The sequence below is a fragment of the Dactylosporangium sp. NPDC049525 genome (assembly GCF_040676755.1).
Taxonomy (GTDB): Bacteria; Actinomycetota; Actinomycetes; order Mycobacteriales; family Micromonosporaceae; genus Dactylosporangium.
The window spans coordinates 503,645-520,703 of sequence record NZ_JBFAPO010000001.1 but is presented as its reverse complement, the minus strand read 5'-3'; the positions used below and the strand labels follow the sequence as shown (position 1 = coordinate 520,703).

14 protein-coding genes are annotated in these 17,059 nt (G+C 71.0%); 9 read left to right on the top strand and 5 right to left on the bottom strand.

Annotation, left to right across the window (positions count from 1 at the left end):
- Nucleotides 1-26: 26 nt before the first annotated feature.
- The 4 genes from AB0K00_RS02315 (at nt 27) to AB0K00_RS02300 (ending at nt 3,922) form a co-directional block, all read left to right on the top strand.
- Entirely contained in the window at nt 27-842 is an 816-nt protein-coding gene (locus AB0K00_RS02315; protein ID WP_363513934.1) for a DUF4184 family protein, read from the top strand.
- Nucleotides 839-1,600, top strand: a complete 762-nt coding sequence (locus tag AB0K00_RS02310) for an arginase family protein (RefSeq protein WP_363513932.1) — start codon at nt 839-841, stop codon at nt 1,598-1,600. The genes AB0K00_RS02315 and AB0K00_RS02310 overlap by 4 nt, the downstream gene beginning before the upstream one ends.
- A 91-nt stretch (nt 1,601-1,691) precedes the next feature.
- Complete coding sequence (locus AB0K00_RS02305) at nt 1,692-3,398, top strand: substrate-binding domain-containing protein (protein WP_363513929.1); 1,707 nt, start codon at nt 1,692-1,694, stop codon at nt 3,396-3,398.
- The gene (locus AB0K00_RS02300; RefSeq protein WP_363515013.1) at nt 3,398-3,922 is read left to right on the top strand and encodes a YbaK/EbsC family protein; all 525 of its coding nucleotides are present in this window, start codon (nt 3,398-3,400) and stop codon (nt 3,920-3,922) included. The genes AB0K00_RS02305 and AB0K00_RS02300 overlap by 1 nt, the downstream gene beginning before the upstream one ends.
- A 13-nt stretch (nt 3,923-3,935) precedes the next feature.
- Here the strand turns inward: AB0K00_RS02300 and AB0K00_RS02295 are convergent, their stop codons facing one another.
- Nucleotides 3,936-4,370, bottom strand: a complete 435-nt coding sequence (locus AB0K00_RS02295) for a SufE family protein (protein ID WP_363515010.1) — start codon at nt 4,368-4,370, stop codon at nt 3,936-3,938.
- 72 nt (nt 4,371-4,442) lie between these two features.
- On the bottom strand, nt 4,443-4,868 hold the full coding sequence (locus tag AB0K00_RS02290) for a CBS domain-containing protein (RefSeq protein ID WP_363513926.1): 426 nt from the start codon (nt 4,866-4,868) through the stop codon (nt 4,443-4,445).
- A gap of 147 nt (nt 4,869-5,015) precedes the next feature.
- Between AB0K00_RS02290 and AB0K00_RS02285 the strand changes: the two genes are divergently transcribed.
- The gene (locus tag AB0K00_RS02285) at nt 5,016-5,783 is read left to right on the top strand and encodes an SGNH/GDSL hydrolase family protein (RefSeq protein WP_363513923.1); all 768 of its coding nucleotides are present in this window, start codon (nt 5,016-5,018) and stop codon (nt 5,781-5,783) included.
- A 4-nt stretch (nt 5,784-5,787) separates the two neighbouring features.
- The gene (locus AB0K00_RS02280; protein ID WP_363513920.1) at nt 5,788-6,645 is read left to right on the top strand and encodes a sulfurtransferase; all 858 of its coding nucleotides are present in this window, start codon (nt 5,788-5,790) and stop codon (nt 6,643-6,645) included.
- A 47-nt stretch (nt 6,646-6,692) separates the two neighbouring features.
- On the opposite strand, the gene AB0K00_RS02275 is transcribed toward AB0K00_RS02280, so the two are convergent.
- The 3 genes from AB0K00_RS02275 to AB0K00_RS02265 form a co-directional block, all read right to left on the bottom strand.
- Complete coding sequence (locus AB0K00_RS02275; RefSeq protein WP_363513917.1) at nt 6,693-7,643, bottom strand: hypothetical protein; 951 nt, start codon at nt 7,641-7,643, stop codon at nt 6,693-6,695.
- A complete protein-coding gene (locus AB0K00_RS02270; protein WP_363513914.1) occupies nt 7,633-10,086 on the bottom strand; it encodes a glycosyltransferase in 2,454 nt (817 codons plus the stop codon). Before AB0K00_RS02270 ends, AB0K00_RS02275 begins: the two co-directional genes overlap by 11 nt.
- Before the next feature lie 149 nt (nt 10,087-10,235).
- Nucleotides 10,236-11,123: an ADP-ribosylglycohydrolase family protein gene (locus AB0K00_RS02265; RefSeq protein WP_363513912.1), complete on the bottom strand. Its 888-nt coding sequence runs from the start codon at nt 11,121-11,123 to the stop codon at nt 10,236-10,238.
- Between the two features lie 61 nt (nt 11,124-11,184).
- Between AB0K00_RS02265 and AB0K00_RS02260 the strand changes: the two genes are divergently transcribed.
- The 3 genes from AB0K00_RS02260 to AB0K00_RS02250 are packed head-to-tail and all read left to right on the top strand — an operon-like array spanning nt 11,185 to nt 17,024.
- Nucleotides 11,185-12,414 carry a hypothetical protein gene (locus AB0K00_RS02260; protein ID WP_363513909.1) on the top strand — a complete coding sequence of 410 codons (1,230 nt, stop codon included), beginning with the start codon at nt 11,185-11,187 and terminating at the stop codon, nt 12,412-12,414.
- A 43-nt stretch (nt 12,415-12,457) separates the two neighbouring features.
- Nucleotides 12,458-14,245 carry an HSP90 family protein gene (locus AB0K00_RS02255; RefSeq protein ID WP_363513906.1) on the top strand — a complete coding sequence of 596 codons (1,788 nt, stop codon included), beginning with the start codon at nt 12,458-12,460 and terminating at the stop codon, nt 14,243-14,245.
- Nucleotides 14,235-17,024, top strand: a complete 2,790-nt coding sequence (locus tag AB0K00_RS02250) for a tetratricopeptide repeat protein (protein ID WP_363513904.1) — start codon at nt 14,235-14,237, stop codon at nt 17,022-17,024. Before AB0K00_RS02255 ends, AB0K00_RS02250 begins: the two co-directional genes overlap by 11 nt.
- Nucleotides 17,025-17,059: the final 35 nt, after the last annotated feature.

Sequence of the window (17,059 nt, the reverse complement as noted above, 5' to 3'; positions counted from 1 at the left end):
GGAAAATTCCTGGCACGATCATCTGCATGCCTTCGACGCTGCCGACGCACCCGCTCGCGGTGCTGCCGCTGAAGTTGTGGCGCCCGCGCTGGTTCGACGGGGTGGCGATGGTCGCCGGGGCGGCGGCACCGGACACCGCGTACGCGTTCGACCGGATGACGTACAGGGGGCGGCAGCTGCCGGTACCGCGGCATGCCGTGCACGAATGGGGCTATTCGACCGAACATCTGCTGGGTGCGGTGTGGTGGAGCGTGCCCGTGGCGCTGCTCATCGCCTGGCTCATCCGGCTGGGTGCGCCGGTGGTCGCCGCGCATCTGGGCCGGCCGGACGGGTGGGCGCGGGACTACGGCGTTCTCGGGCGGGTGCGGCACCGGTGGTGGATCACCGTGAGCTCGGCGGCCATCGGTGTGGCCAGCCACCTGCTGTGGGATCTGTTCACGCATCCGGGGCCGACGGAATATTGGTTCTACATTCGCCAGACCAGCGATTACTCATCATTGCTGTTGATGCCGTTGTTCATCTGGTACGCGGGAAGCCGCCGCCTCCTTCGCCAATGGCACGGGGCGCCGCCGACCGTCGGGCGGCTGCCGAGGCTGTTCTGGCCGACGGCTGCGGTGGTCTTCAGTTGCGGCGCGTCGGTGACCTGGCACCTGGGATACCACGGCCCGCACATTGTCGGCGTCCGGCTGATCACGTCGCTGATGCTCGGGCTGCTGGCCGGCGCGGCCGCGGTGGCCGTCGCCACCCGGTCGGCCCGGGTCGACGAAGACCGGAAGGTCAGCGTGGGCCAGGCGCCAGGCCGAGGCCGGGCGCGATCACGGGCGGGGGAAAATGGGCCATGACCACCATCTACGTTCCCTACCACCTGGACGAGCGGCTTGACGGGCTGGTCGATGAGCCGGCGGACGCGACCGTCACCGCCGAGCTCCCCGAGGACGCCGACATCTGGGGACGGCTGGCGGTGCTGTACGAACGGGTCGCCGACGAGGTCAGCAGGGCCGACTCGCCCGTGGTGATCTCCGGGGACTGCACCGTTTCCCTGGGGACGATGGCCGGCCTGCAGCGCAGCGGCATCGATCCCGCGATCGTGTGGTTCGACGCGCACGGTGACGTGCAGACGCTGGAGACCACCACCTCCGGATACATCGGCGGGATGCCGTTGCGGCTGCTGGTGGGGTACCGGCCGGAGCTCATCGCGGATCGGCTCGGCCTGCGCGCGCTGGACGAGCAGCGGGCGGTGCTCGTCGACGCCCGGGACCTCGATCCGGCAGAGGTGGACTATCTGCGAGCGTCGGGGATCCGGCGGTACCAACTCCAGGATCTGGAACTTCCCGAGGGACCTCTGGTGGTGCACGTGGACCTGGACGTCGTGGACGGCGCCGAGCTGCCGGGACTGCTCTTCCCCGTGCCCGGCGGACCGTCGATGCGGGACGTGCTGGCGAAGGTGGAGGCGATCATCGCCACCGGCCGGGTCGTCGCGGTGGACCTCGCGTGCACGTGGCGGCCGGGCAACGGCGCCGAGGCGCGGGCGTTCGTGCAAACAGTCTGTAAAGGCTTCCGTAAGGATCCGAACAATTTTCGGACTCAACGTGATCACTGAAATGCGGAGTGTACTCGTGTCGCGCGAATCCGTGGGACGAATACCCGAACTGAGGACCCATGAACCGCTTATCTAGGGAATATTGGTACCCGTGAGAGGACGGCACGCAGCGGCGGACCTGAGAAGTAACGGGTTCGTCGCACTCGCGGCCGGCATGATCCTTCCCCTCGTCGTCATCGGTGCCGTCTATGGCGGCTATCAAGTGATGTCGTCGACGGGGTGCTCGGGCACGGTGCGGCTCTCAGTCGCGGCGAGCCCGGAGATCGCGCCGGCCATCAAGGATGCCGCGGCCCGGTGGATCAAGACCGAGCCGCAGGTCGACAACGAGTGTGTCGCGGTCGATGTGGTCGCCGTGGGCGCATCCGAGGTCGCCGCGGCGATCGCCGGAGAGCACGGCGTCAGCATCAACACGCTCGGGCAGGCCGACGGCAAGACGCAGGTGCCGCACGTATGGATCCCGGACTCCTCCATCTGGCTGCAGCGCATGCGCGCGGCCCGCGAAGACCTGGTGCCACAGGTCGCGCCGTCGCTGGCGCGCAGTCCGATAGTGCTGGCGGTGCCAGAGCCGACGGCAAAGTCACTCGGCTGGCTGGAGAACAAGCTCACCTGGAAGCAGGTGCTGCAGCAGATCGTCGGCGACACCCGGATCACGCCGGGCATCGTCGACCCCAACCGTGACGCCGTCGGCATCTCCACGATGGTGGCGATGGCATCGGTACGCGACCAGTTCGGCCCCGAGGGCGATGCGCTGACGGTCGGCGCGATCAAGGCGCTGACCACCGGCAAGTCGGAGCAGCAGTCGGGGCTGATGGCGCGGTTCCCCCGCGACGCCGACCCGCGGACGCTGTCGACCGCGGTGACCCTGGCGCCGCTGTCGGAGCAGGCGCTACACGCGTACAACGCGACCGGACCCGCGGTGCCGCTCGTCGCGGTCTACCCCGATCCGGCGCCGATCGCGCTCGACTACCCGTTCGCCGCGATGCCCCGCCTGTCGCCGAACCGGGCCGCCGCCGCGGAGCAGTTCCGAGGTGTGCTGTCCGGGCCCGACTTCCGCAACCTGCTATCCACCCACCAACTGCGCGCCAACGACGGCACCGTCGGCTCCGGCATGACCCTCGGGCCCAGCGCGGCGAGCAGCAGCGCGGTCACCCCGGTGCCGGACGCCAAGGTGATCAACGCGGCGCTGCAGATGTGGATCGAGATCACCCAGCCGTCGCGGATGCTGGCGGTCCTCGACGTCTCCTCGGCGATGAAGCAGACCGTGCCGTCTGCGGGCGGCCTGAGCAAGGAACAGATCGCTGTCCAGGCCGCGTTAGGCGGCCTGGACATGTTCCCCGAGAGCTGGGCCGTCGGGCTCTGGTCCTTTTCGACCGGGCATCAGCAGCTGGTGCCGATCGGCCCGCTGAACACCCAGCGCGACCAGCTCCGCGGGGCGCTGGCCGGCCAGAAGCCAAACCCCAAGGGCGGCAGCGCGCTGTATGACACCGTGCTCGCGGCATACCAGTCGGTGCAGCAGGGCTGGGACCCCACCCGCGGCAACTCGGTCGTGGTGATCACCGGCGGACGCAACAACAACCCCACCGGGATATCGCTCGACACGCTCGTCGGTTCGTTGAAAAAGGCCGAGAATAAAAGCCAGCCGGTGCAGATCATCATCATCGGCGTCGGCTCTGAAGTGAACCAGGGCGAGATGCAGAAGATCGTCGACGCCACCGGCGGTGCGGTCTTCATCGCACAGGACCCGTCGATGATCGGAGACATCTTCATGAAGGCGCTCGCATTGGACGACGGCCGTTGATCGGGAAGCTCGAAACGGTGCCGGCCCTGTCGGCCACCGACCTGCTGGCCGCCCCCGTCGCTCTTGCCGCCGCAGGGTTGCACGACCCGGACATCCTGGTCGCACCCATCGATCCCACGCTCGCTGACACGGCGGAGTTCTGCGCGGCGTACGACGTCGGCCTCGAGCAGTCCGCGAACTGCGTCGTCGTCGCCGGCAAGCGCGACGGCGAGGTCCGTTACGCGGCCTGCGTGATCCTCGCGACCACCCGCGCCGACGTCAACGGCGTGGTCCGCAAGCGACTCGACGTGCGCAAGGCGAGCTTCGCGCCGATGGACGACGCGGTCTCGCTGACCGGCATGGAATACGGCGGGATCACCCCCATCGGCCTGCCCGCCGGCTGGCCGGTCCTCATCGACGCTCGCGTCGTCGAGGTGCCGCTGGTCATCATCGGCAGCGGCCTGCGCCGCAGCAAGATCGTGCTACCGGGAGCGGCGCTGGCCAGCCTCGCCACCGCCGAGGTCATTTCGGACCTGGCGCGCTGACGCTGACGTCGCTCTATGTTGTTGCACGTGAAACGGTGGCCTCGCGGACCTGGCGCTGCAGCCGGTTGAGGATCGCCATGCCGCCCCGCACGCGCAGGGGGCTGATGGCCGTGGCAAGCCCCATCCGCTGATACAGGTCCGACGGCACCGCCAGGACCTCCTCGACGCTGGCACCGTCGAGCCCCTCGCTCAGGATGCCGGCGAAGGCCCGGGTGGTCGGCGCCTCGGGCGGGCAGTCGAAGTAGACCTCCACCTGGTCCTGCGGCGTGACGACCGCCTTGAGGAAGAACGGCGTCTGGCACTCGGGCACCTGCTCCATGCCCTCATGCCCGTCGAACGACGCGGGCAGCGGCTTCACCGCGTCGGCGAACTCGAGCAGCATCTCCAGCACCACCTCGCGCGGCGCCGATGCGAAATCGTCCACGATGGCGGCAAGCTTGTCAGGCATCTCCACACCTACCAACTTAGCCCGCACAACGCGCAGGGACCGGCCGTGGCCGGTCCCTGCGCGGCGCTGACGTCAGTTGTTCGGGGCGGCCTTGCTGATCCCGCCGAGCACCGAGTCGGGGTCGATCTCCTCGGCCAGGTCGCCGATCGACACGATGCCGACCAGCCCCTGCACGTCGTCGCAGACGAGGACGCGGCGGACCGCCTGGTCCCGCATCAGCAGCGCCGCGGTGTGGATGGAGTCCTCCGGCCGGACGGTGACGAGGTCGCGGGTGACGATCTCGCCGATCGTCGTCGCCGCGGGGTCGCAGCGCTCCGCCACCGCACGCACGACGATGTCCCGGTCGGTGACCACACCGGTCAGGCCCGGACCGTCGGCGACGACGATGTCGCCGATGTCTTGCTCGCGCATGGTGCGGGCGGCTTCGGCGAGGGTGGTCTCGCTCGGGAGATACACCACGTTGGTCGTCATCACGTCACGGACGGTCTGCATCGTCATGGTTGTCCTCCCAGATGTTCGATATCTGTTTGTTACCCCCGGGTGGAAGGGCTGAACCAGGTGTGGCGTGCGGCAAAGTCGCTTCCAACGCTCCGGGTGCCCTGAAAGGATGCGAAGCAAGGCAGCAGACCATGGGGAGGTTGTGCGGTGGCGGGGTGGACGAGCTACGTAGCGGTCGGTGACAGTTTCACCGAAGGCATGGATGATCCGAGACCCGACGGCAAGGGCTACCGGGGCTGGGCCGACCTCGTGGCAGGGTGTCTCGCCGCAGACCAGCCGAACTTCCGCTACGCAAATCTCGCGGTGCGGGGCCGCCTGTTCGACAACATCGTCGCCGAGCAGGTGCCGCTCGCCACGGCCATGAAGCCCGATCTGATCAGCTTCGCGGGCGGCGGCAACGACGCGCTGCGGCGGGGATTCGACCCCGAGGTGCTGGTCGCGCGGTTCGACAAGACGATCGAGCGGCTCAGGGCAACCGGCGCGGACGTGATCCTGTTCCGCTGGGCGGACCTGACGGGGCGGATGCCGGGCGGCAAGATCCTGCGCCCGCGGGTCGACGCGCTCAACACCGCGGTCGACGGCATCGGCGCGAAGCACGGCGCGCACGTGGTGGACATGTGGGACGACAGCGAGTTCCTCAACCCGCGGCTGTGGGGGATCGACCGGCTGCACCTGTCGCCGGCCGGGCACCGCAGGGTCGCCGGGCACGTGCTGACGGCGCTCGGCGTGACCTGCGAGGCGTCGTGGCTGGCCGCGCCGCCGCCGCCGGAGGACCTGTCGTGGATGTCGCGGAAGGCGGCCGACGCCCGCTGGGCGACCTCGCACCTGGCGCCGTGGGTCAAGCGACGGCTGACCGGAAAATCGTCCGGAGACATGGTGACTGCCAAGCGGCCGGAGCTCGCGCCGCTAGATTGAAATCATGTCTGCGACAAAACTCGTCACCACCGAGTGGCTGGCGAAGCGACTGGAATCCGGTGACACAGCAGGGCTTGTCGTCGTCGAGTCGGACGAGGACGTGCTGCTGTATGGCACCGGCCACATCCCGGGCGCGGTGAAGGTCGACTGGCACACCGAGCTCAATGATCAGATCACCCGCGACTATCTCGACGCGGCGGAGTTCGCCGCGCTGTGTGAGGCCAAGGGCATCGGGCCCGACGACACGATCGTGTTCTACGGCGACAACTTCAACTGGTGGGCGACCTACGCGCTGTGGGTCTTCTCCCTGTTCGGCCACCGTGACCTGCGCATCCTTGACGGCGGGCGGGCGAAGTGGATCGCCGAGGGCCGGGCCGTCACCAAAGAGGTGCCGGACCGTGCCAAGACCAACTATCCGGTGCCCACCCGGGACGACGCGGGGATCCGCGCGTTCCGTGACGACGTCCAGGCGCACATCGCCGCGGACCGTCCGCTCGTCGACGTCCGCTCGCCCGGCGAATACAGCGGCGAGCTGCTGCACATGCCCGACTATCCACAGGAGGGCGCGTTGCGCGGCGGGCACATCCCCGGCGCGGTCAGCAAGCCGTGGAAGCAGGCCACGCAGGAGGACGGCACGTTCAAGCCGGTCGACGAGCTGCGCAAGATCTACGCCGAGGAGCTGGGGCTCGCGCCGGACGACGACATCATCGCCTACTGCCGCATCGGCGAGCGGTCCTCGCACACCTGGTTCGTGCTGACCCACCTGCTGGGTTACCAGCACGTCCGCAACTACGACGGCTCGTGGACCGAGTGGGGCAACCTGGTGCGGGTGCCGGTCGTTAAAGGCAGCAGCCCGAAGTAGTGACAGAGAACGGCGGCCCACTGCAGGGGGCCGCCGTTCTCGAACCGCTACTCGTTCTCGGGTGGCAGGCTGACCAGGTAGTCGACCACCTCGGAGAAGCGGGCGCTCGCCATCGCGACGCACAGGTCCGCGGCACCGTAATACAGCCGCAGCTCGTCGCGTGCCTCGTCGTGGACGAGACCGGTAGGGAAGACGACGTTGGGCACGTCGCCGACCCGCTCGTATTCCGCATCCGGCCCCAGCACCCAGCTCGGCGTCCGCCGGATGATCTTCGTGGGGTCGTCCAGGTCGAGCATGATCAGGCCGACACGATACAGCGACGTCGCCACCATCTGCTTGACGCCGTGGTAGACGCACAGCCAGCCGTGCGGGGTCTCGATCGGCGGCGGCCCCATGCCGATCCGGGTCGCGTCCCACCAGGGGCCGGAGCGCGACTGCATGACCGGCTCGGGGGTCGTCCACGCCTGCAGGTCGACCGACTTCGACAGCCACACGTCGGCGCGCGCCGACAGCACGGACACCGGCCGGTGGAACAGCACGTAGTTCCCGTCGATCTTGCGGGGTAGTAGCGAGGCGTTCTTGTCCTCTGGCGGCATGACGATCCCGAGCGGCTCCACCGACTCGAAGTCCTCGGTGCGGGCGAGGGCCACACACGGGCCGCTGGGCCCGTATGCGGTGTAGGCGATCACGTAACCGCCGAGCTCGTCGACATAGGTGACGCGGGGATCCTCGACGCCCCAGCAACTGTGCTGGTCCGTCGGGTCGTCGGCGATGAGCGGCTTGGCGTCGACGACCCAGTTGGTGCGGCCGTCCTTGCTACGGGCGACGGTCAGGTGGGAGATGCCACGTCTGTCCTCGATCCTGCAGAGCAGGACCGTGTCGCCGTTGTGCAGGCAGGCGCCCGGGTTGAACACGCTGTTGATCGGATAGGGCCAGTCCCCTGCGGTGAGCAGGGGATTTGTGGCTTCGCGGTGGAACAGCTCCGCGTCAAAGTGCATCGGAATGGCCCTCCGTGGTGCGCGAGCGGGGCGGCTGGGCGGTCGCGCTGAAGCCGGCTGAAGCCCGTCCGACCGCCCGGTTGCCCGTCGGCGCCTTGTTCGGCGTCGTCCGGGACGGTCCGGTGACCGGCAGCGATGTCGGCACTGGCGTCGTGGCGACCACCGGATGGGGCAGAGCAGCCAGGCCGGCTTTGAGGAGGCTGAGCAGCGCTTGGTAATAGGCTAGCGTGGACTCAGCGCCCTGGTTCCCATTTGGTTCAGTAGCGGACAAACCGTCATGGCAGGCGCCCGTCGCGTCGACGTAGAGCCGCGCGCCGGCCCGGTTCCGGCCCAGGAACCAGGAGTAGGCCCACCCCGCCAGCCGCGCCGACGACGGGTCGGCGGTGTGCTGCCAGGCATCAACCATCGCCTCGGTGATCGCGGCCGCGTCCAGCGGCTGCTCGTCGCCGTCGTCGGCGAGCCAGACCGCCGGCGGCTCGCCCCGCCGGTGCCACCGGTTGCCGACGCAGCGCAGGGTGCCGTCGGCCAGGCCGACATGCTGGGCATACCAGTCGAGTGCCGCGATCGCGCGGGCCGCCACCGCGTCGTCCTCCAGCAGCGCGGCACCGAGCAGCATCGCCTGGGGCAGCCGGGCGTTGTCGTAGGTCAGCTCCGGCTCGAACCAGCGCCACGACGGGTCCACCGCGGAGGTGGTCAGCAGCGCCTCGTCCAGCCTGTGCAGCAGCGGCGCGGCCTGCTCGTTGCGACCGGCGCGGGCCAGGCCGATCAGCGCGTACGCGGCGGTGCGCAGGCCGATGTCGGGCAGCTGATGGGTGCGCGGGCCCAGCTCGTCGAGCAGAGCCGCCGCCGGCCGACGGATGTCGTCGGGGACGGCCGGCGTGCCGACCAGGACGCCGAGGGCCCAGACCGCCCGGCCGACGTGGTCGCCGTGATGCGGCCAGTCCTGCCACGTACCGCCGTAGCTCAGCACGTTATGCATCGCGCCCGACGGGTCGTAGGCCGCGGTCAGGAACCGGATCGACTGGCGCAGCCAGCGGGTGGCCTGCGTGGTCTGCTTGGTGTCGATGCCGACCGCGAGCAGGTCCGCCGCGACGATCGCCAGCCGGGCGACGTCGTCGACGCAGTACCCCGACGCCAGCTCCGGATTGGACCCGCGGGAGAACTGGATGATGCCGATCTCGTCCGTGAGCCGGTCCAGGTGCGCGAGGTTGAGCACCGGCGCCGCGGCGGTCGAGTGACCGGGGCGCGCCGTCGCCGCCTGCGTCTGGCGCACCACGTCGGCGACCAGCTCGGCCTCCCGCGCGGCGACCGCCGGCCAGGGCAGCCACGCCGCGCACGCCTCCGCCACCGACTTCGCGGCCGCGAGCGCCCGGCCGTCGGTGAGCAGGTCGTTGATCTCGACCGCGAGCGCCGCGTCGTCGCCGATCGGCACCACCCGTCCGGCGCCACCGGCCAGCATGTCCTCCGCGTAGCTGTACGACGTGGACACCGCCGGCAGTCCGGCGCCGAGCGCGAACGTCAGCGCACCCGAGCAGATCTGCTCCGGTTGCCGGTACGGCGTGACGAACAGCGTGCTGGCGTGCAGGATCGCCGACAGCTCGTCGAGCGCGAGGAAGGCGTCGACGAAGTGCACGTTGTCGGTCAGCCCCAGCAGCTGGACCTGCGCCTGCAGGCTGTCCCGGTAGACCTCACCGTCCCGCCGCTTGATCTCCGGGTGGGTCGCGCCCGCCACGACGTACTGCGTGTCCGGGTGCTCCTTCACCACCGCGGCCAGCGCGTCGATCGCGATGTCGATGCCCTTGCCCTCGCTGAGCAGGCCGAACGTGGTGAGTGTCGGCTTGCCCGCGACCTTCTCGAGCAGCTCGCGCAGGTCCGGGCGCAGCGTCGCCGGGTCCGGCGGCTGGCGCATCGCTTCCGGCGCGCCGTGAGGGACCACGACCAGCTGGTGACCGGCGGCCACGCCGGTGCGGATCGCGACCCGCCGGGCGGTCTCGGTGAAGACCGTGACCCTGGCGGCCCGTGCGCACAACGCGCGCAGCGTCGCCGCCTGGCCCGACGAGGGCCGCGTCAGCACGGTGTGCAGCGTCAGCAGGTAAGGAATGCCGCACGCGTTGAGCGCGCGGGTCAACTCGAGCAGGTGAGAGCCGTCGGTCCCGCCGAAGATTCCATACTCGTGCTGGATCAGCACGACCTGGACGCCGGACTCGCGCAAGGCGCGGGCGGCGGCGGAGTAGTCCTCGATGCGGTCCTGGTTGATGGTGACGACGACCTCGTCACCGTAGCTGTGCCCGTCACGGTCGATGGCCACGACGACTGTTTCCAGATCGTCGGTGGCGACACCAAGTGCCTCACGCAGGTCCGCGGTGTACGTCGCGAGCCCGCAACGGCGAGGCAGATAGGTCGACACGATACCGAGGCGATAGGTCGCGGCAGGGTGTGACATGAGCACATTGTTACCCCGGGCCACGGCAAAAAACCTTGATACGCCCGGATGGGGCTCTGGGGCGAATGTGCTGCTCAGTCCAGCTTTATGGAAACCCGTCCGGGCATGATCGATTGGGTGAAAAAAGATTCGGAGATCACGTAGGGTGTTCAGATCCAGTCAGGTAGCGGTTCACGGCGCTCAATCCATTGCTGTGGCACGCCGATCGTCCCGCGGGCGGCATCGTCGCCGACCCCGGTGTGCGCCGCGATGATCCCACCCGTGATCGCGCACATCGAGTCGGTGTCGCCGCCCGCCTGCACGCAGGCCTCCATCGCCCTCGGATAGTCGTCGAGGTGCGTCGCGGCGACCCACAGCGCGAACGGCACGGTGTCCTGCGCCAATGCGTGGGAGCCGTTGCCGAGGTCCGCCGCGACGTCCCTGGGATCGGACTTCTCCGACATCCGCACGGCCCGGCCGATGCCGTCGCGGACGTCGGAGGGCGGCAGCTGGTTGAGCACCATCCGCAGCAGCGAATCGCGCGGGGTGTGCCGGGCGGTGAGCGACGAGGCCAGGGCCACCGCCACCGCGCCGGACACCCCTTCCGGGTGCCGGTGGGTGACCTCCGCCGACAGCGCCGCCTGCCGGACCGCGACGTCCGGGTCGTTGGCGAAGAACGCCCCCAGCGGCGCGACCCGCATCGCCGCGCCGTTGCCGGAGGAGCCCCGGCCGGAGAACAGGGCGCCGGCCGCGGTCCGCCACGGCACGCCGTCGCGGATGCTGGACAGCAGCGAGATCGAGCCGCGGCCGTAGCCCCGGTCGGCGCTCCACCGCTGCGCGAACGTGGTCGCCAGCCAGCCCTGATCGACCCGGCCGTCCCGGCGGAGCCCCTCGAACAGGGTGCAGGCCATCTCGGTGTCGTCGGTCCAGCGCCACGGCGCCGGTGGCGGTGCGAACACCGCGCCGTCCTCGAACGGCGGGTGCATCTCGAAGGGTGCGCCGAGCGCGTCACCAACGGAGAGTCCGGTCAGGCTGTCGAGTGCGGCGCGGAGATCCACCTGCCGAAAATAGTCGATGGCAGGCGGGAACGACGCCTCCGGATCGCGGCTCGTGCTGGACATGAAGCGTCGTGAACTGCTCGGGCTGGGTGGCGTCGTCCTCGTGGCCTCCTGCGCGTCGACCGGAACACCCCGCCGGGTCGAGCCCGGTGAGCTGCTCACCGTCGCCGTCGACGACGGCCTGACCGTGATCGAGTCCGGCACCGGGCGCCGGGTCGTGGCGCCCGCGGCGACCCTCGCGACCGCCGACGGCCGGCGCCTCGTCAGCGCCGTCGCCGAGTCGGGCACGTCGCGCGTCGTCACCCGCGACGCGGTCACCGGCGAGATCGTCGCGCAGGCCACGGTGCGGGGTGGCGGCCGGGTGGCCGCCGTCGCGCCCGACGCCGGCCTCGTCGCGCTCGTCGACGGCGACCCGGCCGGGCGGCGGGAGACCACGATCGTCGTGGCCGGGCCGGCCGGCGAGCGGCACCGGCTCACGCTGTCGGGGTTCGTCCAGCCGGAGGCGTTCTCCTCGACCGGCACGAGCCTCTTCGTGCTCGACATGCTGCCGCCCGAGCACCCCGACCACTACCGGGTGCGGGTCCTGGACCTGGCCGCGGGGCAGGTCACCGCGTTGAACCTGCCGGGTGAGAACGCCGGGTTGAAGGTCCTGGTGCCGGCGGGTGCCGAGGAGGAGATGCGCGGCGAAGGCCGGCAGGCGGTGTTCGACGCGAAGCGGGAGCGGCTCTTCACCCTGTACAGCCACCAACCGGATCACCAGCACGTCCGGGACCTGCTGCACCCTGAAGCTCAGAACGGTGCTCGGGACGGCAAGCCCGACGTGCACGCGTTCGTGCACACGCTCAGCGTGGCCGACGGGTGGGCGGTCTGTGTCGACCTGCCGTCGTCGTTCGGCACCGGGGCGGTCGAGGGCCTCACGATCGCCCAGCACAACGACGAGGTCTGGGTCGCCGACGCCGGCAAGGGGGTCCTCGCGGTCATCAACGCCGACGCCCTGGTGGTCGTCCACGAGCAGTCCTTCCCCCCGTTGGCGGGACGGGCGCGGCTGGCGGTGTCCGGTTCGGCGGCGTACCTCGCGGCGGGCCGACAGGTGCACGTCTTCGACGTCGGATCGAAGGAGGTCCGGGCGACCTGGGCCCTGCCCGCCGAGGCGAGGGGCGTCGCGGTGTCGGGTTCGCACCTGTACGTGGGGCAGCCGGGCGCCGTGCAGCGGCGGGATCCGGCGACCGGTGCGACCACCTCGACCGTTGCGGTGCCGGGTCTCACCGCGGTGGAGCGCGTCATCGGGTGAGAACGGGGCGGAGAATGTCGGTGGGGCGCGGTAGCGTGCGCCCGTGGATCGGACGTTCCAGGTGGACCTGCGCGGGGTTGTGGACCTGCTCAGTCACCACCTCTATGCGAGCCCTCGCGTCTATGTGCGTGAGCTGCTCCAAAATGCCGTCGACGCGATCACCGCGCGGCGCGCAGCGGCCGGTCCCGGGGATCCGCCGGTCCCGGCGCGGGTGCGCATCGACCCGCCGGACGTGACGGGCGACGGCACCCTGCGCGTGTCCGACACCGGCATCGGGCTGACCGAGGAGCAGGTCCATCAGTTCCTGGCCACGATCGGCCGCAGCTCCAAGCGCGACGACTTCGGCTTCGCCCGGCACGACTTCCTCGGGCAGTTCGGCATCGGCCTGCTCTCCTGCTTCCTGGTCGCCGACGAGATCCGGGTCCTGACCAGGGCGGAGGGCAGCCCGACGGTGCTGTGGCGCGGCTTCGCCGACGGTCGCTACAGCGTCGCACTCGCCGGCGAGGACCGCCTGCAGGTCGGCACGACCGTGACGCTCGTGCCCCGCCGGGACACCGGCCAGTGGCTGCTGCGGCGGACCGTGACCGAGCTCGCCACGCTCTATGGCTCGCTGCTGCCGGTGACCGTCGAGGTCGGCGACGTCGTGATCACCGGCGACGGCCTGCCGTGGCGGCCCGGCGGCGAGGACCGCCGGCAGCGGCTGATCGCGCACTGCCAGGAGGTCTTCGGCTTCACTCCGTTCGACGTGGTGGAGCTGTCGGTGCCCGAGGCGGGGCTGACCGGGGCCGCGTTCGTGCTGCCCACGCCGGCCAATCCGGCGGCCCGCGCCGGCCACCGCGTCTATCTGAAGCGGATGCTGCTCGCCGAGGGCGCCGAGGGCGTGCTGCCGGAGTGGGCGTTCTTCGCCCGGTGCGTCTTCGACGCCGGCGAGCTGCGCCCGACCGCGAGCCGTGAGTCGCTGTATGAGGACCAGCTGCTCGAATCGACCCGGGAGGCGCTCGGCGAGCAGCTGCGCGGCTGGCTGGTCCGGCTCGCCACCCGCGACCCGCGGCGGCTGACGGAGTTCCTGGAGATCCACCACCTCGGCGTCAAGGCGCTCGCGGTCCACGACGACGAGATGCTGCGCCTGGTCGAGCGCTGGTGGCCGATGGAGACCAACACCGGCCGGATGACCCTCGCCGACTTCCGTGCGGCGCACGGCCTGGTCCGCTACACGGTCCAGGTCGACGAGTTCCGCCAGATCGGCGCGGTCGCCGCGGCCCAGGGCATGCCGGTGGTCAACGCCGGCTATGTCTATGACGCGCAGCTCATCGAGCGGCTGCCGCTCATCGAGCCGGGCGCCCTCATCGAGCGGCTCGAGCCCAGCGACCTGACCACCCACTTCGACGCGCTCGAGCCGGGGCTGGAGCTGGCCCGGCGGCCGTTCGTGGCCCGGGCGCAGCGGGCCATGGACCGGCTCGGCTGCGAGGTGGTCCTGCGGTCGTTCGACCCGGCCGGCATGCCGGCGATGTATCTGGTCAACCGTTCGGCGATGTTCGCCGCAGAGCTGCGGGCGACCCGCGAGCGGGTCGACGAGGTGTGGGCCGACGTGCTCGACGCGCTCGCCCGCACCGACGACGAGGACCGGCCCCAACTGGTGCTCAACCATCGCAACCCGCTGGTCCGGCGGGTCAGCGAGCTGGCCGACGAGGACCTGGTGCGGCTCGCCGTCGAGGGGTTGTATGGCCAGGCGCTGCTGCTCGGCCACCACCCGCTGCGGCCGGCGGACGCCGCACTGCTCAACAGCTCATTCCTGGGTCTGCTCAACAAGGCGGTCGCACATGAAGACTGAAGACGAGCTGTGGAGCCTGCTGCGCGAGGCCGACCACATGCCCTATGGCAGCGGGCAGATCGCACTGGTCGAGCAGATCGTGCAGCACGCCGACGCCGGCGGCTTCGACGAGCTGCGCTTCGCCGCCCGGATGCAGGCCACGACGGCATATGTGCACGGCGGGGAGACCGCCAAGTCGTTCGTGACGTTCTCCTGGTGCCGCGCCGAATATGACGCCCATCCGGACCGCTTCGACCGGCACGCCGAGAGCCTGCTGCTGTGGCAGTTCAAATACATGGTGTCGGGGCTGCTGAAGTTTCCCGAGGTGCCGCTCGGGCGCACCCGTGACGTCCTCGACGACATGGAGCGCCGCTTCCGGGCCGGCGGGCACAGCCTGCAGGCCGTCTATTCCTATCGGCACGCGGTGGCCGCGCACGTCGGCGACCCGGCCGTCGACGAGTGGTATGAGAAGTGGTGCGCGACGCCCCGCGACGACAACTCCGACTGCGTCGGCTGCGACCCGACCTCGAAGGTCTATCACCTGGTGTCGGCCGGTGACGACGAGGCGGCGGTAGCGCTCGCCCAGCCGGTGCTGGCCGGCCACCTCACCTGCGCCGAGCAGCCGCAGTCGATCCTGACGTCGCTGCTGCTGCCCTATCTGCGCACCGGCCGGCTCAGCGAGGCCGCCGACGCGCACCGCCGGGCCTATCGCAGCCTGCGTGGCAACCTGGCCGACCTGCAGCGCATCGGCGAGCACGTGGTGTTCTGCGCGCGGACCGGCAACGAGACCCGTGGCCTGGAGATCGTCGAGCGGCACCTGAGCTGGCTGGACAAGGCGCCGCACCCGCAGGCCGACATGTGGTTCTCCGCCGCGGCGGCGCTGCTGCTCGGCCGGCTGGGCGCCGACGTGCTGGTCGGTGACACACCGGCGCCGGAGCTCGCCGAGCGGCTCGCCGCCCGGGCGCGGGCGTTGTCGACGCGGTTCGACGCGCGCAACGGCACCGCCAACATCGGCCGGCTCATCGAGGCCAGGCTGCAGGCGGAGCCGATCGTGGAGCACCTGCCGCTCAGCGCCGTCGCCCGCACGCTGAAGGCGGCCGTCGCCGTCCCGGCACCCCCGCCGGCGCGGCCGCTGCCGAGCGACCCGGTCGAGCTGCTCGACCGCGCGGAGGAGCTGTTCGACGAATACCGCTTCACCGAGGCCCGCGCCGCCTGGCAGCGCTTCGACGAGCTGCACCCCGAGCCGCCGTTCGCGCTCGCGGTCCGGCGGGTCGAGGGCCGCGGCCGGATGGCGGGCGTCGATCACGAGCCGGAGCAGGCCGAGGCGGCGTTCCGGGAGGCCGCCGCCGGCCACCGCACGCTCGGCGACGAGCTGGCCGCGCTGGTCGCCGAGGCCCGCGCGATCCTCGCTCCGGACGCCGAGGAGCGGCAGGAGGAGGTCCTGGCCCAGCTGACCGCGGTCACCGAGCGGATCGTCGCGATCGGCGACGCCGACGCACGGGCCGAGGCGCGGCTGCGGCTGGAGTATCCGCTGCTGGCGCTCGACCGGCTCGGCGACGCGCTGGCCGCGGTCGACGCGGCGCTCGCCGAGGAGCCGATCCGGCCGGCGCTGCGGGCCGAGCTGGCCGGCCGGCGGGCCCGGTGCCTGCTGGTGCTGGAGCGCTTCGAGGAGGCCGCCGCGGCCGCCGTCGACTGCCGGGAGCAGTATGGCCGGCTCGGCGACCCGCCGCCGGTCGCGCTCGCGGCACTGATCCACGGCCACGCGCTGGCCAACCTTGAGCGGTTCGACGCCGCGGTCGAGGCATTCGACGCGGCGCTCGGTGCCGCCGTCGAGCGCGACCCGCGGCTGTCGGCGCTGGTCGGCCGGGCCCGGGCCAGGCTCGCCGCCGGCCGGCCGGCCGAGGCCGTCGACGACCTCGTCGAGGCGATCGCCGATCACGTGGCGCACGGCGAGGACGGCCCCGCCGCGGTCCTGCGCTTCGACCTGGCCGGCGCCTATGACCAGGCCGGTCAGCTGCTGGACGCGGCCGAGGCGGCGGAGAGCGCGATCGACGTGCTCGACCGGATCGGCGCCCAGGACCACGCCGACCGGACCCGGTATCTGCTGTCCCGGATCTACCGGGAGCTCGACGAGCCCGACCAGGCGCTCGCGCTGCTGGAGACCCTCGCCGGCAACCTCGACGGGTTCGACAACCTGCAGTCCCGGGGGCAGATGCTGCAGGAGGCGGCCCAACTGCTCTACCGGGCCGACCGCGACGCGCAGGCCGCCGAGCGGTTCGCCGCGGCGGCAGCGGCGTTCGAGGCGGCCGGGGTGGTCCAGGCCGAGCTCTACAACCGGCGGATGCGGGCCCTTGCGCTGCGCTGGGCCGGCAGCATCGACGACTCGCTCGCCGCGCTCGCCGAGGCGGATGCCCTCGTCGAGTCGCTGGCGCTGACGGTCGACAAGTCCGAGGCGTGGCTGGTGTGGCACCGGGCGATGCTCGACTGCGACGCGGCCCGCGTGCATCTCGGCGCGGGTCAGGGCGACGAGGCCCTGACCCGGATCACGGGCGCGGCCGGCAGGCTGCGTGACATCGGCGCGTTCGGCGATGCCCTCGAGGCGGACCTGCTGCACGCCGAGCTGCTCATGCGGTCTGGTGATCCGGCACCCGCCGAGCCGTTGCTGCGGTCGGTGCTCGGCACGGCGCCGACTGGCTCGCAGGCCGGCCAGAACGCGGCCTGGATGCTGGCCGAGGCGCTGGAAGCCATGGACCGCCCGGCAGAGGCCGCCGAGATCCGTCAACTCCATCTCGAGCAGTGATGAACTTAACGATCGTTCAGCACATGTCTTGACAC